The sequence below is a fragment of the Novosphingobium sp. Sphag1I genome, from assembly GCF_056279125.1.
This window is the reverse complement of the sequence record NZ_JBWBQS010000010.1, coordinates 134083-160111: the sequence shown is the minus strand read 5'-3', so window position 1 is coordinate 160111 and position 26029 is coordinate 134083. Positions and strand designations below refer to the sequence as shown.

Annotated in this window: 24 protein-coding genes; 11 read left to right on the top strand and 13 right to left on the bottom strand. The window is 62.0% G+C overall.

Annotated features, from left to right (window positions below; genetic code table 11):
• Positions 1-20: 20 nt before the first annotated feature.
• The 4 genes from ACZ9HU_RS13445 to ligK all read right to left on the bottom strand — a co-directional run bounded on the left by ACZ9HU_RS13445 (position 21) and on the right by ligK (position 3987).
• Entirely contained in the window at positions 21-950 is a 930-nt protein-coding gene (locus ACZ9HU_RS13445; protein WP_476105637.1) for a LysR family transcriptional regulator, read from the bottom strand.
• A 67-nt stretch (positions 951-1017) separates the two neighbouring features.
• Positions 1018-1896 carry an amidohydrolase family protein gene (locus ACZ9HU_RS13440; protein WP_476105636.1) on the bottom strand — a complete coding sequence of 293 codons (879 nt, stop codon included), beginning with the start codon at positions 1894-1896 and terminating at the stop codon, positions 1018-1020.
• A gap of 70 nt (positions 1897-1966) precedes the next feature.
• Positions 1967-3028 (bottom strand): 4-oxalomesaconate tautomerase, encoded by a 1062-nt coding sequence (locus ACZ9HU_RS13435; RefSeq protein WP_476105634.1) that lies wholly within the window; start codon positions 3026-3028, stop codon positions 1967-1969.
• Positions 3029-3312: 284 nt separating this feature from the next.
• Entirely contained in the window at positions 3313-3987 is a 675-nt protein-coding gene (gene ligK, locus ACZ9HU_RS13430) for a 4-carboxy-4-hydroxy-2-oxoadipate aldolase/oxaloacetate decarboxylase (RefSeq protein WP_476105633.1), read from the bottom strand.
• Positions 3988-4100: 113 nt separating this feature from the next.
• Between ligK and ACZ9HU_RS13425 the strand changes: the two genes are divergently transcribed.
• From ACZ9HU_RS13425 to ACZ9HU_RS13395, 7 genes are all read left to right on the top strand, one after another.
• Complete coding sequence (locus ACZ9HU_RS13425; protein ID WP_476105632.1) at positions 4101-5276, top strand: LysR family transcriptional regulator; 1176 nt, start codon at positions 4101-4103, stop codon at positions 5274-5276.
• Between the two features lie 81 nt (positions 5277-5357).
• On the top strand, positions 5358-6197 hold the full coding sequence (locus tag ACZ9HU_RS13420) for an NAD(P)-dependent oxidoreductase (RefSeq protein ID WP_476105631.1): 840 nt from the start codon (positions 5358-5360) through the stop codon (positions 6195-6197).
• Positions 6198-6220: 23 nt separating this feature from the next.
• Complete coding sequence (locus ACZ9HU_RS13415; protein ID WP_476105628.1) at positions 6221-7246, top strand: amidohydrolase family protein; 1026 nt, start codon at positions 6221-6223, stop codon at positions 7244-7246.
• A 56-nt stretch (positions 7247-7302) separates the two neighbouring features.
• Positions 7303-7743, top strand: a complete 441-nt coding sequence (gene ligA, locus ACZ9HU_RS13410) for a protocatechuate 4,5-dioxygenase subunit alpha (RefSeq protein ID WP_476105627.1) — start codon at positions 7303-7305, stop codon at positions 7741-7743.
• Between the two features lie 11 nt (positions 7744-7754).
• On the top strand, positions 7755-8597 hold the full coding sequence (locus ACZ9HU_RS13405; RefSeq protein WP_274175819.1) for a class III extradiol dioxygenase subunit beta: 843 nt from the start codon (positions 7755-7757) through the stop codon (positions 8595-8597).
• Positions 8598-8654: 57 nt separating this feature from the next.
• Entirely contained in the window at positions 8655-9605 is a 951-nt protein-coding gene (locus tag ACZ9HU_RS13400) for a Gfo/Idh/MocA family oxidoreductase (RefSeq protein ID WP_476105625.1), read from the top strand.
• Positions 9606-9868: 263 nt separating this feature from the next.
• Positions 9869-10861 (top strand): aldo/keto reductase, encoded by a 993-nt coding sequence (locus ACZ9HU_RS13395; protein ID WP_476105624.1) that lies wholly within the window; start codon positions 9869-9871, stop codon positions 10859-10861.
• Between the two features lie 37 nt (positions 10862-10898).
• Here ACZ9HU_RS13395 and ACZ9HU_RS13390 read toward each other — a convergent pair whose 3' ends face one another.
• The 5 genes from ACZ9HU_RS13390 to ACZ9HU_RS13370 form a co-directional block, all read right to left on the bottom strand.
• Positions 10899-11327, bottom strand: a complete 429-nt coding sequence (locus tag ACZ9HU_RS13390) for a transcriptional repressor (protein WP_172341092.1) — start codon at positions 11325-11327, stop codon at positions 10899-10901.
• A 121-nt stretch (positions 11328-11448) separates the two neighbouring features.
• A complete protein-coding gene (locus ACZ9HU_RS13385; RefSeq protein ID WP_476105620.1) occupies positions 11449-11892 on the bottom strand; it encodes a Ros/MucR family transcriptional regulator in 444 nt (147 codons plus the stop codon).
• Between the two features lie 173 nt (positions 11893-12065).
• On the bottom strand, positions 12066-12542 hold the full coding sequence (locus tag ACZ9HU_RS13380; RefSeq protein ID WP_476105619.1) for a GNAT family N-acetyltransferase: 477 nt from the start codon (positions 12540-12542) through the stop codon (positions 12066-12068).
• 21 nt (positions 12543-12563) lie between these two features.
• Positions 12564-13256, bottom strand: a complete 693-nt coding sequence (gene tsaB / locus ACZ9HU_RS13375; protein ID WP_476105727.1) for a tRNA (adenosine(37)-N6)-threonylcarbamoyltransferase complex dimerization subunit type 1 TsaB — start codon at positions 13254-13256, stop codon at positions 12564-12566.
• An 11-nt stretch (positions 13257-13267) separates the two neighbouring features.
• Positions 13268-13843 carry a NifU family protein gene (locus ACZ9HU_RS13370; RefSeq protein WP_476105617.1) on the bottom strand — a complete coding sequence of 192 codons (576 nt, stop codon included), beginning with the start codon at positions 13841-13843 and terminating at the stop codon, positions 13268-13270.
• 136 nt (positions 13844-13979) lie between these two features.
• Here ACZ9HU_RS13370 and ACZ9HU_RS13365 point away from each other — a divergent pair, with 136 nt between their 5' ends.
• From ACZ9HU_RS13365 to ACZ9HU_RS13350, 4 genes are all read left to right on the top strand, one after another.
• Positions 13980-16865, top strand: a complete 2886-nt coding sequence (locus ACZ9HU_RS13365; protein ID WP_476105616.1) for a M16 family metallopeptidase — start codon at positions 13980-13982, stop codon at positions 16863-16865.
• Positions 16866-17124: 259 nt separating this feature from the next.
• Positions 17125-18495: a class II 3-deoxy-7-phosphoheptulonate synthase gene (locus ACZ9HU_RS13360; RefSeq protein WP_476105614.1), complete on the top strand. Its 1371-nt coding sequence runs from the start codon at positions 17125-17127 to the stop codon at positions 18493-18495.
• A gap of 63 nt (positions 18496-18558) precedes the next feature.
• Positions 18559-19080 (top strand): hypothetical protein, encoded by a 522-nt coding sequence (locus tag ACZ9HU_RS13355; RefSeq protein WP_476105613.1) that lies wholly within the window; start codon positions 18559-18561, stop codon positions 19078-19080.
• Positions 19077-19709, top strand: a complete 633-nt coding sequence (locus ACZ9HU_RS13350) for a LysE family translocator (protein WP_476105612.1) — start codon at positions 19077-19079, stop codon at positions 19707-19709. Before ACZ9HU_RS13355 ends, ACZ9HU_RS13350 begins: the two co-directional genes overlap by 4 nt.
• Positions 19710-19929: 220 nt before the next feature.
• Here the strand turns inward: ACZ9HU_RS13350 and ACZ9HU_RS13345 are convergent, their stop codons facing one another.
• From ACZ9HU_RS13345 to ACZ9HU_RS13330, 4 genes are all read right to left on the bottom strand, one after another.
• On the bottom strand, positions 19930-20904 hold the full coding sequence (locus ACZ9HU_RS13345; RefSeq protein ID WP_476105611.1) for a quinone oxidoreductase family protein: 975 nt from the start codon (positions 20902-20904) through the stop codon (positions 19930-19932).
• A 116-nt stretch (positions 20905-21020) separates the two neighbouring features.
• A complete protein-coding gene (locus ACZ9HU_RS13340; RefSeq protein WP_476105610.1) occupies positions 21021-22637 on the bottom strand; it encodes a SulP family inorganic anion transporter in 1617 nt (538 codons plus the stop codon).
• Between the two features lie 45 nt (positions 22638-22682).
• The gene (locus ACZ9HU_RS13335; protein WP_476105609.1) at positions 22683-23567 is read right to left on the bottom strand and encodes a transglutaminase family protein; all 885 of its coding nucleotides are present in this window, start codon (positions 23565-23567) and stop codon (positions 22683-22685) included.
• A 7-nt stretch (positions 23568-23574) separates the two neighbouring features.
• Positions 23575-26013 (bottom strand): circularly permuted type 2 ATP-grasp protein, encoded by a 2439-nt coding sequence (locus tag ACZ9HU_RS13330; protein ID WP_476105725.1) that lies wholly within the window; start codon positions 26011-26013, stop codon positions 23575-23577.
• Positions 26014-26029: the final 16 nt, after the last annotated feature.

Sequence of the window (26029 nt, the reverse complement as noted above, 5' to 3'; positions counted from 1 at the left end):
AATGAATGTTCATTATGCGCTCACAATCGCGGCACATTGCTCCATTTGGGCAAGGTCAGATGCGGGCGCAGAAAGTCGAGCAGAGCGCGTACCCGCGCCGGGCGTGCACGGCCGGGCGGTGTGACCAGATAGATCGGGCCGGGCGGTGTGCTCCATTCCGGCAGCAGTTCGACCAGCGTGCCGTCGCGCAAATATTCCCAGACGAAATATTCCGCCATCAACCCAATGCCCACCCCGGCCACCAGTGCGGGCACGATCGCTTCGGCATGATTGGCGCGATATCGCCCGTTTACCCGAACGGTGACGGGGTCTTCATCGCCGCGTGCGAATTGCCATTCATGGCTATTGGCGATGTGGCTGGGCAGGACCGCCGGATAGCGCACCAGATCCTGCGGCGTCCGCGGCATGCCCAGCCGTTCGATCAATTCCGGCGCGCCAACCAGCGGGCGGCGCAGCGAGGACAGCCGGACGGCGCGTAAACTGGCGGAATCGCCGTGGATGCCGACCTGGATGGCGGCGTCAAAACCTTCGGCCACCAGGTCGACCCGGTTTTCGGTCAGAACCAGATCGACCTCGATTTCCGGATTGGCCTTCAGGAATTCGGGCAGGACGGGGGCGATGATCTGAACGCCTACCGCGCTGATCGAGGCGATGCGGACAAGGCCACGCGGCGTTGCGGCCTCGTCCAGAATGTCGGCCTCAATCGCGGCACCATCGCCCAGAATGCGCGTGGCCCGTTCGAGCGCCAGACGCCCGGTTTCGGTCAGCGACAATTTGCGGGTGGTGCGATGGAAAAGGCTGGCGCGCATGCGCGCCTCCAACCGGGTGACGGCCTTGGACACGGTGGTCTTGGCCAGGCCCAATTGCTCGCCCGCGCGGCTGAAGCTGCCGCATTCGGCCACTTTGGCGAAAATGGCCCATGCTTCAAGATCTGGGAGCGTTTGCGGCATTCACACTTATTGCCGCAAGGGAGAGGTGGAGGGAAGGGGGCTTTATGGGCCACCTTCCCTCAAAACATCACAGTTCTTCGGGCCAGTACAGGCGCATCGGATTGGTGACGAGCAGCTTTTGCTGAAGCTCTGCCGTGGGCGCAATGCGCGGGATCATGTCGACGATATGGCCATCATCGGGGATCGCCTTTTCCATGTTCGGGTGCGGCCAGTCCGTGCCCCAGATGCAGCGGTCCGAATAATCGGCCACCAGCGGCGCGACCGCGCGGGCGAAATTGTCCCACGGATCGCCCGCGGCCAGATCGAGACGATCCGGGCAGGTCGGCTTGAACCAGATGTCGTCACGGCTGTCGAGCAAAGACCGGAAAGCCTTCATATCGGCGCCATCGGGGCCCTGGGTCACATCGGGGCGGCCCATGTGATCGACCACCACCAGACGCGGCAGGGCGGCGATAAAGGGCCGCATTTCCTCAAGGATATCGGCCTCGAAATAGATGACGATGTGCCAGTCCTTGGGCAGGCGGTGGGCCACCTCTAGGAACTTGTCCTTGGGCGCGTCATCGACGAGGCGCTTGAGGAAGTTGAAACGGATGCCGCGCATCCCGCCTTCATGCAAGGCGGCGATCTCCTCGTCCGAGATGGCCGGATCGACAACGGCAACGCCGCGCGCCTTGCCGCCCGACACGGCAATGCCGTTCAACGTGGCGGCATTGTTGGTGCCGTGGCACGATGCCTGAACGATCACATTGCGCGAAAAGCCCAGATGGTCGCGCAGGGCGAACAGCTTGTCCGGCCCGGCGTCTTCGGGAAGGTACTTCGCCTTGGGGCTGAAAGGGAATTGCGCCATCGGGCCAAACACATGGCAATGCGCGTCAATCGCGCCCGGCGGCGGGGTATAGGTGGGCTTTGACGGGGCCGAATGCCAGCTGGTGATACGTTCAGACATTGATCTCTCCTAATTCAGCCGAAAACGGTGTGAATGAATGCGTTCATCCGAACACCGTCATCAAATGTGTTCATCCGAACACGGTGCCGTCCATCAGTTTGCGGGCAGTGCGCAGCAGGGCGGCGGTTTTTACATCGCCATTTTCGTCAGTTTCCAGAACGCAGGTCATTTCGCCCGTGGGGTGTTCGACGCTCAGGGTCTTGCGCGCACCATCGGGGATCTGCGCGACCTCGGCGGCGGGCGATCCCGGCAGCAGGCATGCCGTGGCCACCGACACCGCACCCAGTACGCCGATCGTGGCATGGGCGCGATGCGGAATAAACGAACGCACCGTCACCGCGCCACCATTCTTGGGCGGGGCCACGAGCATCATCTTGGGGACCGACTTTTCCTTTACATCGCCAAGGTTCATCCGTTCGCCCACGGCCAGACGGATGGCCTCGATCCTGGCCTTGAGTTCGACATTGGCGTCCAGCCAGTCGCGGTCCTCATAGCCGGTGATGCCGACGTCTTGCGCCTTGAACACAACGCAGGGCATACCATTGTCGATCAGCGTGACGGCAACGCCATTGACCACATCCACCGTATTGCCGGTGGGCAAAAGCGCGCCGCAGGACGAACCGGCGGTGTCGCGAAACTCTAAAGGCACGGGGGCGTGGCTGCCGGGAACGCCGTCGATTTTGGCATCACCTTGATAGCTGACCACGCCGCCGGGGGTCTGGACTGTGGCCACGGCTACTTGCCCGGTATTCTCCATAAAGATGGCCACGCGGGTTTCATCGCCGGTGGGCGTGATCAGGCCGCGTTCAATCGCAAAGGGGCCGACACCAGCAAGGATATTGCCGCAATTCTGTGCGTCCGTCACAATCGCCTGATCGACGAAAACCTGAAGGAACAGGTAATCGACATCAATGCCGGGGCGCTCGGACTTGCTGACCACGGCCACCTTGCTGGTCAGCGGATCAGCCCCGCCCATGCCGTCAATCTGCACCGGATCGGGCGATCCCATCACGCCCAGCAAAAACGCATCGCGCGTGGCGGTGTCCGCAGGCAGGTCGGATTTCAGGAAATAGCCGCCCTTGCTGGTGCCGCCGCGCATCCACATACAGGGGGAGGAGAGGTTGGTGGGCATGGGGTTGGTTCCCTTTGAGATTTCTAGAAAGTTTGAAGATGCGGGGGACTAGCCCCTCGCGCTCCCATTACTGTCTTTGTTGCGCCACGGGTTCGGCGTTGGGCGTCAGACGCGGCGTTTGAATTGTAAAGCCTGCGGCGCCAGGCACCGTTAACTCGCCGCGCCGCAGGCTTTCAATATATGTTCAAGCCGCCACCTTGGCCACCAAAGCGCCACCCCAATAACGGGATTGCCAAGGGACGAGTCCCTTGGCCCGCCGGAGGCACCCTTTTGGCGCCCCAAAATCAAACGTACTTCAAACCTTCTTTCTCCAACCGCTCACGCATGTTGTAGATGTCGAGGCCCAGCACGCCCGCCGCCAGCTTTTCGCGCTTGGCCGCTTCGTTGGCTTCGCGGGCCTGCGCGGCCTTCAGCACTTCGGCGGCTTCCTCGCGGCGCACGACGCAGACGCCGTCGTCATCGGCCACGATCACATCGCCCGCGTTGACCAATTGGTTGGCGCAGATGATGGGGACGTTGACGCTGCCCAGCGTATTCTTGACGGTGCCTTGGGCGTAAACAGCCTTGGACCAGACGGGGAAGTTCATGTCGGTCAGGTCGCGCACGTCGCGCACGCCCGCGTCGATGACCAGACCACGGCAACCGCGCGCCTGTGCGCTGGTGGCCAGAAGGTCGCCGAAATAGCCGTCTTCGCAAGGGGAAGTGGGGGCAAGGACGAGGATGTCGCCTTCTTTCAACTGTTCAATGGCGACATGAACCATCCAGTTGTCGCCCGGCGCGGCGCTGATCGTCACGGCGCTGCCGGCGATGCGGGCGCGGGGATAGATCGGGCGCATATAGCTGGCCAGCAGCCCCTTGCGGCCTTGCGCTTCGTGGACGGTGGCGACGCCGCATGCGGCGAGGCCGTCGATGACATCAAGGGGTGCGCGCTCGATGTTCTGAACGACGATGGCGGACATGATGATCCTCTCTGGATGGTCGATAATTGGGTGGCATGCGACATGCGCCGGGGCGCGGCCAGCCTCCAATGCGAAGTTGTCTATGGTCATAAGTTTCTGCTAAAAGCGTGGACATGATTGAAAATGGAATTGGTGACCGACCGCTCAACATCCGCCATTTTGCCGCGCTGGCCGCGACGGTGCGGCATGGCAGTCTGACGCGCGCCGCCCGCGCCGTAAACCTGACCCAGCCCGCGTTGACGCAGGCCATCGCGGGCCTTGAGGCGAGCATCGGCGTGACCCTGTTCGAGCGCAGCGCGCAGGGGATGACGGCGACCGAGCCCGCGCTGCTGATGGCCCCGCGCGCAGAGGCCGCCATCGACCACATCGGCAGCCCGCGCGTTACCGGAACCCAGCTTCGCGCCCTGCTCGCTCTGGCGCGTGCGGGCAGTTATGCGGGGGCGGCGGAGGCGACGGGCCTGTCCTCGGCCTCGCTCCATCGCGCCGTTGCCGATTTGCAGGTGGCGCTGGGGCAAAGGCTGGTGGATCGTCGTGGCCAGCATGTGGCCCTGACCCCGACCGGGCAGCGGCGCGCGCGTGGATTTGGTTTGGCCATGGCCGAATTGCGCGCCGGATTGGCCGAAGTGGCGACGTGGCAGGGCAAGGCGGCGGGGCGCATCATCGTGGGTGCCATGCCTCTGTCCCGTGCCCGTTGGTTGCCAGAAGCGATCAGCCGGTTTGCCCGCGAATATCCCGGTGTCGGCCTGATGGTGGTGGAGGGCAGTCACGGCGAATTGTCCGGTCCGTTGCGTGATGGAGAAATCGACCTGATGTTGGGGGCTCTCCGCGAAGGGGCCGAGGCCGAAGGTCTGGCGGGCGAGGAGGTGTTCGCCGACACGCCCGTACTGGTCATGCGCAAGGGGCATCCGCTGGAAGATGTGGCCGAGCCGGGGGCAAAATTGGCCGAGTATCCGTGGATCTTGCCGGGTTCGGAGACGCCGTTGCGCCGACATTGGCAGGCGATGTTGCGCGACCTTGGCGCCGAGCCGCCGCGCGTGGCGATCGAATGCGGTTCTGTGATGACGATCCGTCAATTGCTTCTCGACAGCGAAAGCCTGACCTTGCTCAGCCGGGCGCAGGTTTCGGTCGAACTGGATGCCGGTGTGTTGATCGCGCGTGAACTGGCATCCGGCTTTTCACGCAATATTGGCATCACCACCCGTGCGGGGTGGCGGCCCACATCGACCCAAGAGGCGTTTTTGGCGATGCTCCGCGATTGCGGCAGGAAGCAGGCGCAGCAGGTTTTGTAAAAACTTATGATGCCGGACGCCTTTCAATTGGCGCGCGCGCGAGGCTTGACGGCATGCCAGTGGGATAAAGGAGATTCGTTCGTGTCACATACTATTTCCCTGATCGGCTATGGCGAGGCTGGCAGCACCTTTGCCCGCGCGGGCGGTTGGGGCGAGGGGAGTGACGGCGCGGGCGGCAATGCGCGCGCAGGCGTGTGGGATTTGCGTGCCGAACGCCTGGCTCTGGCCGCAGACGATGGGTTGATGGTCGCGCGTGATGCGCAAGAGGCTCTGGCCGGGCGTGAGATGGTCCTGTCGCTGGTGACGGCCGACAGCGCCTTGCCCGCGGCGCAGGAATATGCCGCATTCCTGCCCAAAGGCGCGATCTGGGCCGATTGCAATTCGGTGGCGCCGGGCACCAAGCGTGAGGCCGCCGCCGCGATTGAGGCGGCGGGCGGTTGCTATGTCGATGTGGCGGTTCTGGCCCCGGTTGATCCGGCGCGGCTGAATGTGCCGCTGCTGCTGGCCGGGCGCGAGGCGGCGCGGGCCGAGGTTCTGCTGCGCGAGGCAGGTTTCAACAACATCCGCATCGTGGGCGATGAAGTGGGCCGGGCCAGCGCGATCAAGATGATCCGCAGCGTCATGGTCAAGGGGGTCGAGGCGCTGACCGCCGAAATGATGCTGGCGGCGCAGCAAGCGGGCGTGGTGGAAGAAGTCCTCACCAGCCTGGACGCCAGCGAGAAGGCTTGGCCCTGGGCCAGGCGGGCGGCCTATAATATCGAACGCATGGTCACGCATGGCGTGCGCCGCGCCGCCGAAATGGAAGAATCCGTCAAGACCCTTCAGGGGCTTGGCATCGAGCCGATGATGACCAGCAGCACTGTCCTGCGCCAGCGCGATATGGCGGGGCGCAAAGACCGTCTGATCGAAGAACAAGATTGATCGAGGGAAAGGAGTAAATCCCCGTGAGCCTGATTATTGACTGTCATGGCCACTACACCGTTCTGCCCAAGGGGCATGATGCGTGGCGTGAGGAACAGAAGGCCGCCTTCAAGGCTGGCGTGGCGGCACCTGCCTATCCGAAGATCAGCGACGATGAAATCCGCGAGACGATCGAGGCAAACCAGCTTCGTTTGATCAAGGAACGTGGCGCGGATCTGACCATCTTTTCGCCGCGCGCCAGCGCGATGGCCCCCCATGTCGGCGATCAGAGCGTGGCCGTGCCATGGGCGCAGGCCTGCAACGATCTGATCGGGCGCGTGGTCGATCTGTTCCCCGGCGTGTTTGAACCGGTCTGCATGCTGCCCCAGTCGCCTGAAGCCGATCTGACCAACTCGATTGCCGAGCTGGAACGCTGCGTCAACGAGATGGGCTTCATCGGCTGCAACCTGAACCCCGATCCGGGCGGCGGCCATTTCAAGCATCCGCCGCTGACCGATGAATATTGGTTCCCCTTCTATGAAAAGATGGTCGAACTGGACGTTCCGGCGATGATCCACGTTTCGGGTTCGTGTAACCCGGCGATGCATGCCACGGGCGGCTATTACATTGCGGCCGACACAATTGCTTTCATGCAATTGCTCGAAGGCGATCTGTTCAGCCGTTTCCCGACGCTGCGCTTCATCATCCCGCATGGCGGCGGCGCGGTGCCCTATCACTGGGGGCGTTATCGTGGTCTGGCCGACATGCTGAAAAAGCCGTCGCTTGACACCCATCTGATGAACAACATCTTTTTCGACACTTGCGTCTATCACCAGCCCGGCATCAACCTGCTGGCCGATGTGATCGACAATAAGAACATCCTGTTCGGGTCGGAAATGGTGGGCGCGGTGCGCGGGATCGATCCCACCACCGGTTTCTATTTCGACGACACCAAGCGGTATGTCGATGCTCTGGAAATCAGCGACGCCGAGCGTCACGCGATTTTCGAAGGCAATGCCCGCCGTGTGTTCCCGCGTCTGGACGCCAAGCTGAAAGCGCGCGGCCTTTAATCAATGACTTGCCCCCGTTCGGCACACCGAACGGGGGCGGGTTTGGGAGAATGAAGATGGCTGAAAACCCCACACAGAATATTCATGAATATCTGGCCGAATTTGACGATATTCCCGGCACCCGTATCTATACCGCGCAGCGCGCGCGTCGCGGATATTGGATCAACCAGTTCGCCATGAGCATGATGAAGCCGGAAAACCGCGAGCGCTTCAAAAAGGACGAGCGCGCCTATCTGGACGAATGGGACATTTCCGAAGAAGGTAAGCAGGCCCTGCTGCGGCGCGATTATAACGCGCTGCTCGATCTGGGCGGGAATGTCTATTTCCTTTCGAAGCTGTTTTCGGCCGACGGCCTGCCCTTTGCCGAAGCGGTCAGCACGATGACCGACATGACCTGGCCTGAATATCGCCAGATGATGCTGGATGGCGGCCGTTCGCCCGAAGGCAATCGCTCGATCCGTGAAAATCAGGCGGCTGCTGCCGCGTCCAAGAACTAAGGGGCAAGAAAATGGCCAAGATTACCGCCGGTGTCGGCTCCAGCCATGTGCCCTTGTTGGGCGTGGCCGTGGATCAGGGCAAGGACCGCGACGATTACTTCGGCCCGATCTTTTCGGGCTATGACTGGACCCGCGAATGGGAAAAGGAACAGAAGCCCGATGTGATCGTGCTGGTTTACAATGACCATGCCAGCTATTTCGACATGAACATCGTGCCGACCTTCGCCATCGGTTGCGCCGAGCGTTATGGCATCTGCGACGAGGGCTGGGGCCCGCGCCCGGTGCCCGATGTCGAAGGCCATCCCGATCTGGCGTGGCACATTGCCCAGTCGCTGATCCTTGATGATTTCGACATGACGATCATCAACAAGATGGACGTTGACCATGGCCTGACCGTTCCGCTCAGCATGATGTTCGACAAGCCTGCCAAGTGGCCGGTCAAGGTCATCCCGCTGGCGGTCAACGTCGTCACCTATCCGGTCCCCTCGGGCAACCGCTGCTGGGCGCTGGGCGAGGCGATCAAGAAGGCGGTCGAGAGCTTCCCTGAAGACCTGAACGTTCAGATCTGGGGCACGGGCGGCATGAGCCACCAGCTTCAGGGGCCGCGTGCAGGTCTGCTCAACCGCGAATGGGACAACCGCTTCCTTGACCTGCTGGAAAGCGACAATGACGATGTGCGCCACATCCCGCATATCGAATATCTGCGCGAAACCGGCAGCGAAGGCATCGAAATGGTGATGTGGCTGATCATGCGCGGCGCGCTGGGCAAGAAGGTGAAAACCCTTCACCGCCATTACCATATCCCGTGCAGCAACACGGCCATTGGCCATATCGTGCTGGAACCGGCCGATTAATTCGAAACGCCGGGCCGCGCATGTGGCCCGGCGCATTTTTCAATGGAGTATCCTCTCATGCGTATTGCCCTTGCTGGCGCTGGCGCCTTTGGCGAAAAGCACCTCGATGGTCTGAAGAACATCGACGGCGTGGAAATCACCTCGATCATCAGCCGCACCGGCGAACAGGCCGCCGCGGTCGCCGCCAAATATGGCGCCAAACATTCCTCGACCGAGCTGGACGATGCGCTGGCCCGTGACGATGTGGACGCGGTGATCCTTTGCACGCCGACCCAGATGCATGCATCGCAGGCCATCGCCTGCATGAAGGCGGGCAAGCATGTGCAGGTCGAAATCCCGCTGGCCGACAGTTGGGCCGATGCGCAGGAAGTTCTGAAGGTTTCTCAGGAAACCGGCAAGACCTGCATGGTGGGCCACACGCGCCGCTTCAACCCGTCGCACCAGTATGTGCATAACAAGATCACGGCGGGCGAATTCAACATCCAGCAGATGGATGTGCAGACCTATTTCTTCCGCCGCAGCAACATGAACGCCAAGGGCGAGCCGCGTTCGTGGACGGACCACCTGCTGTGGCACCATGCCGCGCATACGGTGGACCTGTTCGCCTATCAGGCGGGCAAGATCGTGGCGGCCAATGCCATCGAAGGGCCTTATCACCCGACGCTGGGCATTGCGATGGATATGTCGATCCAGTTGAAGGCGGAAAGCGGCGCGATCTGCACGCTCTCGCTCTCGTTCAACAATGATGGGCCGCTGGGCACGTTCTTCCGCTATATCGGTGACACCGCGACCTATATCGCGCGCTATGACGATCTGGTCGATGGCCGCGAAAACGCTATCGACGTGTCGAAGGTTGATGTGTCGATGAACGGCATCGAATTGCAGGACCGCGAATTCATCGCCGCCATCCGCGAAGGGCGCGAGCCCAATTCGTCGGTGGGCAAGGTGCTCGATTGCTATCGCGTGCTGGGCGAGTTGGAAGTGCAGTTGAACGCGATGAAGAAGTAAGAAGGAGGATGCGAGGGACTCGTCCCTCGCGCTCCCATGACTGTATTCGTTGCGATTGTGGTTCGGCGTTTTGTGTCGGACGCCATGTTGAATAGGAAAGCCTGCGGCGCCAAAGAGGGCAACCTCGCCGCGCCGCAGGCTTTTTTCATATCCATGCCATTTCCAATGCCGTCCCTTCGACAAACCCGGTAATGGGATTGCAAAGGGACGAGTCCCTTTGCCCGCCGGAGGCATAAAACCCGCCATTGAATAAGGACCCCTCAATGCCCATCACCCGCAAACTTGGTGGCAAGGATCTGAACCCCGTCGGCCTTGGCTGCATGAATGTCAGCTGGGCCTATGCCGCGCCGCCGCCGCCCGAAGAATCGGCCAAGTTGCTGCATCTTGCGCTGGATCTGGGCTATCAGCACCTCGACACCGCGCGTCTTTATGGCGGCGGCAAGAATGAGGAACTGCTGGGCGCGACGCTGAAAGGGCGTCGTGGTGAGTTCTATCTGGCCAGCAAGATGGGCCTGATCGCTGATGGTCAGCGCCGCTATGTCGATTGCAAGCCTGAGACGATCAAGGCCGAAATCGAAAAGAGCCTGAAGGCGCTGCAGACCGATCATATCGATCTCTATTACATGCACCGCCGTGACTTTACGGTTCCGATCGAGGACAGCGCCGGGGCGATGGCTGATCTTATCGCCGAGGGCAAGATCGGCGGCTATGGCCTGTCGGAAATGAGCGCGGAAACGCTGCGCAAGGCCCATGCTGTTTGTCCGGTGACGGCGGTGCAGACGGAATATTCGCTGTGGACGCGTAACCCTGAATTGGGCGTATTGCAGGCTTGCGGTGAATTGGGCGTGGCGCTGGTGGCGTTCAGCCCGTTGGCGCGTGGCACTTTGGCCAATGGTGTGCGCGATCCGGCAGCGCTGGAGGAAAAGGACCTGCGCCGTACCCATCCGCGCTTTAATGGCGATAATTGGCCCAAGAATCTCGCGCTGGTCGACGGTTTCAATGCCATTGCGGAACGGGAAGGGGTGACGCCCGCGCAATTGTCGCTGGCATGGGTGCTCTCGCGCGGAGACCATGTGCATGTGATTCCCGGCACCACCAATCCGGCTCATTTGCGTGAAAACATCGCCCGTCCTGATTGGCGGCCATCGGATGCAACGCTCGCCGAGCTGGATGCACTGATCAATCAGAATACCGTTTCCGGCCCGCGCTACCCCGCCGCGATGCAGGCGACGATGGATACCGAAGAATTTGCCTGAATAAAGAAAGGGCGGGGATTGGACCCCGCCCTCATTCTTACTTTTTGGCTTCGCGTTCCAGCTTGACCCCAAACAATTCCAGTCGGTGATCCACCAGCCGATAGCCCAGCCTCTCGGCGATCTGACGCTGAAGCGCTTCGAGTTCGGGATCGACAAATTCGATCACATGCCCCGTTTCCACATCGATCAGATGGTCATGGTGTGCTTCGGGCGCTGCCTCGTAACGGGCACGACCATCGCCGAAATCGTGACGGTCCAAAATGCCCGCTTCTTCGAAAAGGCGCACGGTGCGATAGACGGTCGCGATCGAGATGCCCGGATCAACCGCCGTCGCGCGCGCGTGCAACTGATCCACATCGGGGTGGTCATCGCTTTCCGACAGCACTTTGGCGATCACACGGCGTTGCTCGGTGATTCGCAGTCCACGCTGCTGGCAAAGGGTTTCGATGTCGATTTGTTGGTGCACTGGGGGTCCGTGTCTTTACAAAAGTAATGCCCTGCCGACTATGGAGCCGACAGGGCAAAACTTCAACCTGCTATGGCGTGATAAACGGGGGCAAAACCGCCGTAATAAGCCATAAGTCCTATCAGGCGGCAACCTTGGGCTTGCGGCCGCGCTTGACGCTGGGCTTGCGGCCCAGACCAATCGACTTGGCCAGCTCGCGACGCTTTTCCGCATAGTTGGGGGCAACCATCGGATAATCGGCGGGCAGGTTCCAACGCGCGCGATACTGTTCCGGCGTCAGGTTGTAATGCGTCGCCAGGTGACGCTTGAGCATCTTGAGCTTCTTGCCGTCTTCGAGACACACAATGTGATCAGGCTTGACCGAGGAGCGGACCGACACAGCCGGTTCGGGCGGCGTTTCCACCGGAGCCGAAGGCTGGCCAAGGCCGGACAGGGCATTGAAAACATTGGTGATCAACGAAGGAAGATCGTCAACAGTGACGTTATTGTTGCTCACATGCGCGGCAACAATGTCCGACGTCAAGGTGATCAGGGTTTCCTTCGAATCGACTTCGATTGTGCTCATGGGATGTAGCCTTCTCTTTTGCTTATGACCCGATTGTCTGTTTTTGCTTGCTTTGTTTATGCAGCTCCATCCCAGCTGCATCAGGTACTATTGGAACTTTTTTGACCGCTATTCAAGATACAGAATTAAGAAATCTGTTTCTTCTTTCAAATGCAATTGCGCATTCGTTTTGGTCAATTGTTCTGTTCATCTGGCAGAAAGGAAAACGTGACGGCATCGATCCTGTTGCCATCTGAACAGCGGTAATACTTAGGTCGAACACCGATGGGTGCGAATCCTGCGGCGCGATAAAGATATTCGGCTGGATTACCTCTGCGCATTTCAAGCATCACCTTGATGACGCCCGATCTTTTCATGTCGGCGATTGTTCTTGATAATAATGTTGCGCCAAGGCCGCGGCGACGCCAGCGCGGGGCAATCGCGAAAAGCAGCAGTTCAGCCTCGTCAAAAACCTGCCGGACCAACGCGAAGCCTGCCGCTTCTTCGCCTTCTTTGGGGTGGGCGCCATCGGGCGCAATCAGCCAGTAATGGGTGTTGCCCACCGCCAGAGCGCCCTCGATCTGCATGCGGTTCCATGCTTCGCCCCAGAACGGGTCGAATGCTGCATCCATTACCTCCATAATGCGGTCAACATCGTCTTTGAGCATCATGGTGGTAGAAATTCCTGCGAATCAGGCTGCTGAAATTTTGGGCTCATCCGGCAAACGCCCACCGGGAAGGCGGGCGTCAGGAGCGCGACCGTAAAGCGGGCTGAGATCAGAAGTAAAATGAATTGAATTTAATCTGTACACTTCGCGCGCGTCGGGCCAGATCTGCAAAGCGTTACCTTGCGCGCCGCCATTGGCCACTCGTCTGGTCAGCAATGCTTCGGCCTGACTTCCCGCGATCAGTGTTTCGCAACATATCGCGGCCGCTTCGGGCTTTTGCGAAAGCAGGCTGTCCAATGCCTGTCCATCAAGGTCGAAGCTCTGGGTGAACCATTCGCCGTGGCCGCCGGTGGTCGCCACGCGCACCGGCCCCTGTTCGCGATGCACAGCCATGGCCGCAATCAGCGCCAATGTGGGATAGCCCAAAACGGGCGCGCCCCATGCCAGGCCCAGCGCCCGCGCCGCAGCAAGGCCGATGCGCAGGCCCGTGAAGCTGCCCGGCCCACGCCCGACGGCAATCACCTCGGCCTGACCGCGATTCGGCAAAGCGGCGATCATCGGCACCAGCGCTTCGGCATGGCCGCGCCCCAATTGGCGATATTCACCCGCAATCAGCGCGCCATCTTCAAACAGGGCCACCGAACAGGCCTCTGTCGTGCATTCAATGGCCAACCAGCGCGCCTGATGAAAATCGGGCGCGTGATGGTCTGGCGACATTGGCGGCAAGGTCACGCTGCGCGTACCTCGGTCACCTCGGGCACATAATATTTGATCAGGCTCTCGATCCCGTTCTTCAGCGTTGCCGAAGACGAGGGGCAGCCCGAGCAGGCGCCCTGCATTTGCAGGAACACCACGCCATCGCGGAAACCGCGATAGGCCACATCGCCGCCATCATTGGCGACAGCAGGGCGGATGCGGGTTTCGATCAGATCCTTGATCTGGTCGATAATGTCGGCGTCTTCTTCACGATCGCCGGGAAAGTCTTCTTCGGCCGGAACGCTGATGCCGGCGGCCGAACCGGCGGCAAACAGCGGGGCTTCGGAAATGAAATGGTCAAGCAGCATGGCCACAACCTGCGGCTTCAGATCGCTCCATGCCACGCCTTGTCCGGCCGTCACCGAAATGAAGTCGCGCCCGAAGAATACGCCCGTCACATCACCCAGGCTGAACAGCGCGGCGGCCAGCGGCGAGGCTTCGGCCTGCTCTTCATCCAGAAATTCGCGGGTGCCGGCCACCATGACCTGCCGACCGGGCAGGAATTTGAGCGTGGCGGGGTTGGGGGTCGCTTCGGTCTCGATAAACATGGTGCCGATTTAGGGACGTTAACGGCCATCCACAAGGGTTGAAAATCTATTTGTCGGTCAAATGCCGAAGTTTTGCCGATCAAAAGCTTTCGCTGTTCACTGGCCTTTAAGGATGGGGCTCCCTATAGCTTGCAATATGAGCCAAATCTCCCGTGCGCCTCGCCTGCTTTCGCTTGTCATCTCTTTGGCGTTGATCGGCGCCCAGCCCGGATTTGCCCGCACCGCTTCGGTCCTGCCGCCTTTGCCGCCACAGGATGCGCCATGGCTGTATAAGGGCAGCGATGTCCCCCATGACCGCGAATGGTATTTTGGCGAACTGGCCAATGGCGTGCGCTGGGCCGTGCGCAACAATCAGGTGCCGCCCGGACAGGTTTCGATCCGCGTTCGTGTCGATGTCGGCGCCATGCATGAAAAGCCGCAGGAAGCAGGCTTTGCCCATCTGATCGAACATCTTGTCTTCCGCCAAAGCCGCTATCTGCCGCAGGCCGCGGCCATTCCCACATGGCAACGCCTTGGCGCGACCTTTGGCAGCGATACCAATGCCGAAACGACGCCGACGGCCACGACTTATAAGATCGACCTGCCCGATGCATCACCGGCAACGCTGGATGAAAGCCTCAAGCTGATTTCGGGCATGGTCTTTGCGCCCAACCTTTCGGAAAGCGATATTCGTATCGAGGCCCCGATCGTTCTGGCCGAAAAGCGGGAGCGTGGGGGCACATCGGAACGCCTGATGATCGCCATGCGCAAACTGATGGCCGAGGGCCAGCCATTGGCCTCGCACGTCACGGTTGGCGATGTCGACACAATCACCGGCGCGCGCCAAAACACGCTGCGCGCCTTTCACCAGCGTTGGTATCGTCCCGAACGGGTGACGGTGGTGGTGGCCGGCGACGCCGATCCGCGTTTGACGGCAGCACTGGTGTCCAAATGGTTCAGCGAATGGAAGGGCGAAGGCCCCGCAACGCCCAGCCCGGATTTCGGTGCGCCCACAACGCCCGCCGGCGCGGACCCCGCCAATCCGGTGGGCGCGGCGCAGGTAATGGTCGAACCCACCGTCCCGCGATCACTGATCTATGCCGTTCTGCGCCCTTGGCATGAAAAGCAGGATACGGTGGTCTATAATCAGGGGCTGATGCTGGACCAGTTGGCTCTGGCCATCCTGAACCGCCGTTTGGAGGCGCGCGCGAGGGCGGGGGGCAATTTCCTGTCCGCCCGTGTGGATCAGGAGAACGAATCGCGGTCGGTCGATGGGACTTTCGTGACCGTTTCGCCCCTTGATGGCGATTGGCGCAAGGCGTTGACCGAGGTGCGCGGCATTATCGCCGATGTTTTGGACCGCGCGCCCAGCGTCGAGGAAATCGCCCGCGAGGCCGCCGAAATGAACGTCGTGTTCGAATCGCAGGTGCAACAGCGCGCCCTTCTGCCCGGTGGCAAACTGGCCGACGATCTGGTGCAGGCGGTCGATATTCATGAAACCGTTGCCTCGCCCGCTGTGGTGCAGGATATTTTCAAGAAATCCCTGCCGCTGTTCACGCCGCAGGCGGTGCTGGACCATGCGCGCAAGCTGTTCACCGGCAAGGTGATCCGCTCGCTCTATGTCACGCCGGAAAGGGGTGAGGCGAGTTCGGAGGAGTTGCGCGCCGCGCTTCTGGCCAAGGCTGTGCCCGATGAGCGCGCGCGCGCCGCGCTCAAACCGATCAGCTTTGCCGATCTGCCCGCCATTGGCGCTCCTTCTGCGCCGCCCGCTATTCGCCCGACCGGGATGCTGGATGTACAGGAATTGACCTTTGCCAATGGCGTAAAGGCGCAATTCTGGCCGACCAAGGATGATCCGGGCCGCGTTATCGTCAAGGTCCGCTTTGGCGCCGGGTGGCAGGCGTTCAAGCCGCAGGATAATGCCTATGCCTTGCTGGGCAATCTGGCGCTGGTCAGTTCGGGCGAGGGGCCGCTGGGTCAGGAAGAGCTGGACCGCATTTCGACCGGGCGCAAGCTGGGCTTTGATTTCCGCATCGATGACGGTTCGTTCCAGTTCACCGGCGAAACCCGCGCCGAGGATCTGGAGGATCAGCTCTATCTGTTTGCCGCCAAATTCGCGATGCCGCGTTGGGATGCGGCGCCTTTGTTGCGCGCGCGGGCCGCAGGCAAGATCCAGTTCTCGTCCTATTCCTCCAGCCCGCAAGGCGTGATGGAGCGTGACCTGCGTTATCTGCAACGCGGCAATGATGGGCGCTTTGCCGTGCCCACGCCCCAGCAATTGGACAAGGTGACGCCCGAAGGTTTCCGTCAGGTATGGGAACCCATTCTGGCGCAAGGTCCGATCGAGGTGCAGGTCTTTGGCGATTTTGAGAGTGAAAAGGGCATAGAGGCGCTGCAAAAGACCTTTGGCGCGCTGGCAGCCCGCATGCCGCTGACGCCCGCTACGACGCAGGGCTATGGTTTCGCCACGCCCAGCATGACGCCCAAGGTGATCACCCATGATGGCGACGCCAATCAGGCCGCCGCCGTCGTGACTTGGCCGACCGCCGGCGGGGTCGAGGGTGTGACCGAAAGCCGCCATCTGGAAGTCCTTAGTCAGGTCTTTGCCAATCGCCTGCTTTCGGCGATGCGTGAAAAGACCGGGGCCTCCTATGCGCCGCAGGTTTCGGCGGATTGGCCGCTCGATCTGCCCAGCGGGGGCACGATGTCGGCCAGCGCGCAGGTGACGCCGCAAATGGTCCCGCTGTTCTTTGAAACGGTGGACAAGATCGCGCAGGATCTGGCCACGCGCAAGATCCCGGCCAGCGAACTGGCGCTGGTGACCGAGCCGTTGCGCCAACAGGTGGCGCGGGCATCATCGAGCACCGCCTTTTTCATGAGCCAGATCGAGGGCGCCACGCAGGACCCGCGCCGGTATAATCAGGTGCGCGGGCTGATGGCCGATTATGTCAATGTGAAGCCGGAGGAGTTGCAGGCCTTGGCTGCGCGCTGGCTGACCAAGGATCGCGCATTCCGTGTGGCCATCATGCCAGAGCGCAAATAAGCGCGAAATTCGCCATGCCGGTGGGGGCAAAAGGCCCTCATCGGCGGAATTTCCGTTCAAACTGATCGAAAAGAGCGGCTTTCTATTCGCCGCATAGACCTGTATGGGCAGCGCCTTGCTTAACGCAGGGCAGAATCGCGCAAGCGTTGGCTCTGATGGTCGGCAGGATCTATTTCGATCCATGTACTAAATGGTACATGTTTTGGCAAATCTGTTTTTGGCAGGGCCGCAAAATGATGCGGCGTGTGGAGTAAGGATAGTGGCAAGCAACTGGACCCCGGAAAGCTGGAAGAACGCCGAAGCACGGCACCTTCCCGTCTATCAGGATGCCGAAGAACTCGGCCGGGTGGAGCAGACGCTGGCCAACTTTCCCCCGCTGGTGTTTGCAGGCGAGGCGCGGGCATTAAAGGCTGATCTGGCCAAGGTGGCGTCGGGCAATGGTTTCCTGCTTCAGGGCGGCGATTGCGCGGAAAGCTTTGCCGAATTCCACCCCAATGCGATCCGCGACACGTTCCGCGTGCTGCTGCAAATGGCGGTTGTGCTGACCTTTGCCAGCAAGCAGCCGGTGGTCAAGGTGGGCCGCATCGCGGGCCAGTTCGCCAAGCCGCGCAGCGCGCCGACGGAAAAACTGGGCGATCTGGAACTGCCCAGCTATTTCGGCGATATCATCAACGGCAGCGATTTCACCCCGGAATCGCGCCGCAATGATCCCCAGCGCATGCTTCAGGCCTATGGCCAGTCGGCGGCCACGCTCAACCTGCTGCGCGCCTTTGCCAGCGGCGGTTATGCCAACCTGCGTCAGGTGCATAAGTGGACGCTGGAACATATCGACCGCAGCCCCTGGGGCGAACGTTTCAGCGCCATGGCCGACAAGATCGGCGAAGCGCTGGACTTCATGGCTGCCTGCGGCGTCGATCCGCAGAGCGTGCCCCAGCTTCAGGGCACCAATTTCTACACCAGCCATGAGGCGCTGCTGCTGCCTTATGAGCAGGCGTTGACTCGTCAGGATTCGCTGACGGGCGAATGGTATGACTGCTCGGCCCATATGTTGTGGATCGGGGATCGCACGCGCTTTGACAATTCGGCGCATGTCGAATTCCTGCGCGGCGTGGGCAATCCGATTGGCGTGAAGTGCGGGCCGTCGCTGGCGCCTGAACTGCTGCTGCGTTTGCTCGATCAGCTCAATCCGTCGCGTGAAGCGGGGCGCATCACGCTGATCGCCCGTTTCGGCCATGACAAGGTCGAGGCCCATCTGCCCGCTCTGGTGCGCGCGGTAAAGGCCGAGGGGCACCCGGTTGTGTGGTCGTCGGACCCGATGCACGGCAATGTCGTGAAATCGGACAGCGGCTACAAGACCCGTCCGTTCGAGCGTATTCTCAAGGAAGTGCGCGACTTCTTTGCCGTGCACCGCGCCGAAGGCACCCATGCCGGCGGCATCCATATCGAGATGACCGGCAAGAATGTGACCGAATGCACCGGCGGCCTGATCGATGTGACCGATGCTGCGCTGGCCGATCGTTATCACACGCATTGCGATCCCCGTCTCAATGGCGCGCAATCGATCGAACTGGCCTTCCTTCTGGCCGAGGAGCTTAACAGCGAGGCGCAAGAGCGCCGCGTGGCAGCCTGATAAAGGGAGAGGGGGCCACAACGGCCCCCTTTCTTTTTGCGGCGTTGACAGTAACGTTTTGGAATGACCGAGACAAAATCCTCTCCGCTTTACGCGGCCTTGATCGTGCTGACCGTGGTTCTGGCCGGGATCGTCCATGTGGCCATGCTCTCTGCGCAAAGAGAGAGCATTCAAGCCGCATTGGCCGCCGCCGAGGCGACCACGATGGTTGAAGCGATGAAGGCGCGTGAAACGGTGCTGATCGCGCAGGCCAATCAGGGCGGGCTGGACGGCGACGTTCGCGCTGGCGCTCTGGGCGAGGCGACGCGTTTGCGTCAGGGCAAGGTCACCGGACAGCCCGGCGCGCCGCAGGAGGCCGGGATCGACGCGATCTCGACTCGCATTTCCGGATTGCGTGATCAGGCGGGCGCGGCATCTTCGCGCAGCGGTTGGCTTGGGCTTGGCGAAAGCGTCATGTTGTTGGCGATCCTGTTGCTGGTCTTGTCGCAGATGATGGCGGCCCCGGTTTTGCTGTGGTCTAGCGCGGTTCTTGGCGCGATGGGTGTGGTTGTTTCGGCGGCGGCCGGATTGGGAGTGTTGACATGACTTTGCATCTTTGGGGCCTCTATTGCGTTACGGTTTTCCTGATCAGCGCCTCGCCCGGCCCCAACATGCTGCATATCATGAGCCGCAGCGTCGAACTGGGTCTGCGCGGTTCCTTTCCGGCAATGGCGGGATGCATGACCGCCCTGTTCGTGATGATGACGGCCAGCGCGCTGGGCCTTACCGCTTTGCTTTTCGCGCTGCCCGGTGCGTTTGAGGTGCTGCGCCTGATTGGCACGGCCTATCTCGTCTATCTGGGCTTTAAGGCATGGCGCGCGCCGGTCAGCGATGACAATCAGGAAGCGGTCGAGTTCGCCCGCCCCGGCCTGTCGCGCTGGGCGGTCTATCGCGGGGGCTTCACCATCGCCATCTCGAACCCCAAGGCGCTGCTTTTTGCCGCCGCCTTCCTGCCCCAATTCATCGACCCGGCCCAGCCCAAGGGCCTGCAACTCTCGATCCTGATCAGCACTTTCGCGGTGATCGAAACCTGCTGCTACTTCACCTATGCCGTGGGCGGGCGCGGCCTTGCCGGTTGGCTGCGTCGCCCCGCGGCCCAGCGCTGGTTCAACCGCGTGACGGGCACGGTGTTCATGGGCTTTGGCGCGATGTTGTTGCGGTCGCAGAAGGCTTGAGTGGGGTTTAGAAAGAGGGATGCCTCCGGCGGGCAAAGGGCGACGGCCCTTTGCAATCCCATTCATGGGTGGTGTTTGATTGGTGGCGCCACTCTAATCCGCGAAGCGGTTTAATGGCCTGCGGCGCGGCGAGCTTGCGCCGGATACCCTGCATCGACAGTATCGGGATTGCAAAGGGACGAGTCCCTTTGCCCGCCGGAGGCATAATCCCCTAAACCCATCAGGGCATTAAAACCGTCGCCCCCACCGTATTCCTCGCCTCCAGCGCCCGGTGCGCTTCGGCGGCATCGGACAGGGCAAAACTCTGCCCCACGGGCACTTTGACCGCGCCGCTTTCCAGCATGTCGAACAGGCGGGCGACCCCGGCCGCGCTTTCCGCCGGCGTGGCGTAATAGTCCCACAGGCGAGGGCGCGTGACATAGAGCGATCCGGCCGAAGCCAATGCGCCAAGGGCCACGCCCGTCACTGGCCCGCTGGCATTGCCAAAGGACAGGATTGTGCCGCGCGGCCGCACCGAAGCCAGCGAGATGGGCCATGATGCCGCACCAACGCCGTCAAAGCTGGCCGCAACCCCGCCGCCCGAGATTTCCCGGATTTCGGCTGCTACATCCCCGGCGCTGGAAATCAGCACAGCTTCGGCGCCAGCCTCGGTTGCGAGGGCCACTTTGCTCTCGCTGCCCACGGTGCCGATGACGCGCACGCCGATGGCCGTCAGCCATTGAACAAGGATTTGGCCGACGCCGCCCGCCGCCGCATGGACCAACGCCCATTCACCCGCCTTGAGCGACACGGCCCGTTCGGCCAGAAATTCGGCGGTGCATCCCTTGAGCATGGCCGCCGCCGCCGTCTGGGCGGAGATGCCATCGGGAATGCGGAACCAACCCGAAGCGGGCGAAATCCGCGCCGTGGCATAGGCGCCCAGCGCCGGGCCAAAGGTGGCCACCCGGTCGCCCGGCTTGAACGCGGCGACATCCGCACCAACCGCCTCGACCACACCGGCCGCCTCGCTGCCCAAACCGGAGGGCAGGGGGCAGGGGTAGAGACCCGAGCGATAATAGGTGTCGATGAAATTCAGCCCAACCGCTTCGTGGCGCACCAGAATTTCGCCAGGGCCGGGTTCGGGCAGGTCGACCTCATGCCAACGGATGACTTCCGGGCCGCCGGTCTGGGCGAAATAGGCTTGCAGCGCTTTCATCGATCAATCGTCCTCTGGGCCGGCAAAGCCCGGTAAATAGGCAACTTTTTGACTATTGGCCAAAATCAGCCTTTTGGCCAGCGCGCCTGTGAAATTTTCCTCGACGGGGCGGCGTTTTATATCGCGCTATCCTGCCACGATGCGCCGCTGCGCGCCACGGCGTCGGCCACGGAAAAGGTCGAATCCTGCGCCAGTTGCGCCATGCCCGCCGCCATCAACACATCACGAACCCGATCATGGGCGCGGGCCAACACGACACGCTGGCCATCTTGCTGACGTCCCAGCACAAATTCGCCAAGAGCATCGATGGCGGTCGCGTCCAGATCATTTGATTCTTCAAGGCTGAGCACCACCACCGGCGCGTTGGAGGCGGCAGCGCGGGCGGCAATGACGCCCAGCACGCTTTCCGCATTGGCGAAAAACAGGGGCGCATTGGGCCTGAACAGCGCAATGCCGCGAGGCGGGGCTGCATCCTCGTGGCGGGCAATATCGACATAGTCATGGCTGTCGCCCACCCGGCCCAGTGTGCTGACCGATGGGTGGGCCAGATCATAAAGCAACATGGCGATTGAAAGCGCGATGGCCGCCAACATGCCGTTCAGCACGCCAAGCGTCAGCACTCCCATGGTGGCCGCCACCGCAACCCAACCATCCCGCCGGATCTGAAACAGCCGCAGGATGGGGGCGGGATTGAGCGCATGGGTCAGCGCCGCAATCACCACCGCGGCCAGCACTGGTTGCGGAATCCGCCCAATCGCGGGCGCGGCATAGATCGCGAGAGTCAGCAGCGCCAAAGCCGCGATCACAGCGGCCCACCGACTTTGCGCACCCGCCGCCGCATTGGCATTGGCCGCCGAAAAGCCCGCGCCCACCGGCATCCCCTGCGCCAAACCGGCCGCCAGATTAGCCAGACCCAGCGCGCCCAATTCGCGATTGGCGCTGATCCGGTCCCCATTTTGCAGCGCCAGCCCTCGCATCGTGCCCCAGCTTTCGGCAAACAGGATCAAGGCAACCGGCGCAGCGATCTGGGCCAGACGGGGCAGCATGGCAACCGGCGGCATTGCGAAATCGGGCCACGTCAGCGCGACTTGTCCCGCCAGCGCAACGCCCCAAGCGGCCGGATCGAACCACCAGCCCAGCATCAGTCCGGAGACGATCACCATTAACGCACCGGGCCAATGCGGCACGCGGCGCAGCGCCAAAAGCGCGCCCAGTGCGGCAAAGCCGAGCACCAGACTGGGCCAATTGGTTTGCGGCAGCGCCAGCGCGATCTCGCCCAGCAAGCGCCACATGGGGGCCTCCGGAACCGCAATACCCAGCAGATGCGGCAATTGCCGCGCAATAATGGTGATCGACAGGCCCAAGGCAAATCCGCGCAACACCGGACGGGAAATAAACCCGGCCAGGCTGCCCAACCGCAGCAGTCCCATCGCAGCAAAGCCAAGGCCGGTCATGATGACAAGAGCGGTTGCCGCCGCGCCTTTGTCGACCACACCTTCGGTGGACAGGCCGATCAGGGCGGCACCCAGAATGGCCGCAGACGAGGAGGTGGGCGCAATCACCGCATAACGGCTGCGGCCCAGCACGGCATAGGCCAGCGCCCCCGCGACCGCCGCGACAATCGCCCGACCCGGCGCCAATCCCGCCATCCCGGCATAGGCGACCGCTTCGGGCAACAGCAGGCCGGCAAGGCCAAGGCCCGTTAACAGATCGCGTTTGGGAAACCTCTCCATCGCGCCATGCATGGCCGCGACAGGGGTTAAGTCAAGCCGGAGGGGTCAATCTTCCACCGGTTCGACATCGACCGATACCGCCAGCCTTTGCCCCGCGCCGCCCATGAAAACGCCGTCGATGGGGGCAATGTCGGAATAATCGCGGCCCATCGCGACAAAAATATGGTCCGTGCCCGCCAAAACGTCATTGGTAGGGTCAAAGCCGACCCAGCCGATTTCCTCGCCACACCACAGCGCCGCCCAGGCATGCATCGCATCGGCCCCGACAAGCCGCGGCTGGCCCGGCGGTGGCAGCGTGCGCAAATAGCCGCTGACATAGGCGGCGGGAATGCCATGGGCGCGTGCCGCCACGATCATGACATGGGCGAAATCCTGACAAACGCCCCGCTTTTGCTCAAAGGCATCCTCGGCCGTCGTGGTCACGCTGGTTGCGGTGCCGTCATAGGCAAAATCGCGATGGATCGCGGCCATTAACGTGTGGCCGGCCATCAGCACGCTGGTATCGGGTTCGAAATGTTCCTCGGCCCATCCGGCGATGGCGCTGGATGGCGGGGCCATGGGCGATGCGAAAAGATAGGAGGCAGGCCCCATGGGCGAGAGGTCTGGCGTGGCGAGCGCTGCTGCGCGAATGCTGGCAATGCTGGGCACGACGGCCATGTCCAGCGCAAAGCCGGGTTCGGCCACTTCGACCTCGAAATGGCTGTCGATGGTCAGTTTGGACAGCGCATTGCGCATGTTCAAACGGTGGCGATGGACGATCCACGGGCCTTCACTTTCCTCGACCTCGGCGGGGGCGGGATCAAAGGTCAGTCGGAAATTTTCCACCTTTTGCCCCGGCCAGTCCGAGGGTTTGAGCCGCAGGTTGAGCCGCGCCAGTCGCACCACGCCGTCATAGCGCAGGCTGGAGGTGTGATGGATGCGATAACGCATGAATGTGTCAGCCTTGCAGCGGCGTACGGCCCGCAACGGCCGCGTCGAATTGCAGGAAATAGCGCGATGAAATCGAATCCGAAAGCGAGAGCAGGCGCGTTTCGATCTCACCCAACTTGGCCTCGTCAAACTGATCGACCGTCTGGCTGATCAATGGGGCCAGAACCGCCCGGACATCGCGAAGGGGCGCTTCGGGCAAGGCGTCTTCACGCAGCGTGGGAAGGGCGGTGATATGCCGCTCGATCGTCAGCACCTGATGGACCAGACTGCGCGGATTGTCCGGGTCGAGCAGAAGCAGGTCATAGACCGGATCGCGCAAGGGCGAGGAGAGATAGCGTGAACGATAGGTGATCTGACTGTCGAAAATGTCGAGCAGCGTGTTGAGTCGGTCGCTCTCCTCCCCCGCACCGGCCAATTGACGCGCCACCCGGCACAGCGAGAGTGCGCGTTCAATGCGCCGCCCCATGTCAAGGAAGCGCCACGCCGGACCACGCACCATATCTTCGGCGCCAAGCCCGGAGAGCGAGGCAAACCGCTCCACCAACTCGCGCGCCACGCGCAGCAAGGCGCCCGGACGATGCGATTCAAGCGGTGGCAAGGGACGGCTGGCGATGCGCCAGAAATCCGGCGCAAAGCGATCGCGCAGCGATTGGCCGACATTGCGCTGTGTATTGAGCAAGGAAGCCACACCGCCGGGCAGGCGATCTTCGGCCAGAGCCGCGCGGCAGGCCAGATTGGGGGCAAGAGCCGAACTGGACGGTGCCAATGCCCCCCAACTGGTCAACAAGTCGACCAGTCTGGCGCGTACCGCAGGGTGCCCACTGGCGCCTGCATCCACTTCGATGCCGCCGCCCAGAATCGAGCGGATGACCCGCACCGTCATTTCCGCCCGTTCACCATAACGGCCAAACCAGAACAGATTATCGGCCGCCTGTGCCGCCAATACGCCGCCATCGCGCCGTATCGGGGGCGTTCCGGTCAGCGTGACGCGGTTGAAACGGTCCTCATCCTCTTCATCCACCACGCAAACATCGGCGGACAAATCGCCTTCGCCCATCAATGTGCTGGCGATTTTGCCCGAAGAGGACAGGCGGGCAAAGCCGCCCGGCATGACCACCCATTGCCCGTCATCGCCCCGCGCGACAAAGGCGCGAAGGGTGAAGGGGCGCGGTTCGAAACGGTCCTCGATCAACGCGGGGGTGGTCGACAGGTTGATGATTTCCTGCGCGCAATAATCCATCGGGCGGCGGGCCATGGCGGCAAGCAAGGCATCGCGCCGCTTTTCCGACAATTGTGCGCCATAGGTGGGCTGGATCCCGGCAAGAGCTTCGACCCTTTGCCCAAAGGCGGGCGTAATCATCAGTTCACCCAGACGCTCGCGCACCAGATCGGCCTCGGCCTCGCCCCCGCACCACCACGTCGCGACATTGGGCAGCAGCGGTTCTTCGTCCAGCAAGGTCTTGAACAGGCGCGGCAGGAAGGCGGCAAAGGCGGGCGCCTCAACCACTTCGACGCCGGGCCAGTTGGCCATGGCGACATGTCCCCCGGTCCAGCAATCGGCCAGATCGGGAACGCCCATCGTCGAGCGGGAATCGAAATTCAGCGGGTCTAGCGAATTGGTGTCGATCCAGCGCCACAGGGCATCGACCCTTTTCGGCCCGCCAATCGTGCGGACATAAAGCTTGCCGTCAATGACCGACAAATCGCGCCCTTCGACCAATGGAAAGCCCAGATAGCGCGCCAGATGCGCCTGTTCGGGATAGGATTGGTTAAAACGCCCCGGCGTCAACAGTGCGATACGCGGCGATTCACGCGGGCAATCGGCCGAAAGCCCCTGACGCAATTGTCCAAAAAAGCCCGCCAGCCGCCGCGCATGAATATCGGACAGGAGCGAACCCGTCCCCCTTGACAAGGCCAGCCGGTTTTCCAGCGCATAACCCACGCCATTGGCCAGACGCAGGCGGTCACCGAGCACGCGCCATTGGCCATGCGGCCCACGCGCCAGATCAACGGCATAGACATGGATATAATGCCCCCGGCGCGGGGTGACCCCGCCCATGGCGCGGGCAAAAAAGCGGCTGCCTGCGACGACGGCGGCGGGAATATGACCGTCGCGGACCAGTTTTTGCGGGCCATAGACATCGGCCACCACGCTTTCGAGCAGGCGTGCCCGCTGGATCAGTCCAGCCTCGACATTGGCCCACTCCTTGGCCCCGATGATCAATGGCATGGGGGTGAGCGGCCAGCTGCGTTCTTCCACATCGCCGGTCATGCGGAAACTCATGCCCATGTCGGCAATCTGACGCGCCAGCAATTCCTGCGCCGAAAGGCCGGAATCCTGCGCCAGATTATGCAGCCCTCCCGCCATGGCGCGCCATTTGGCGGCCACTTCGGGCGGGGCATGGCGGAACAGGTCGCCCGCGTCCACGTCAACCGGATAATCCATCAACCGATCAACCGGC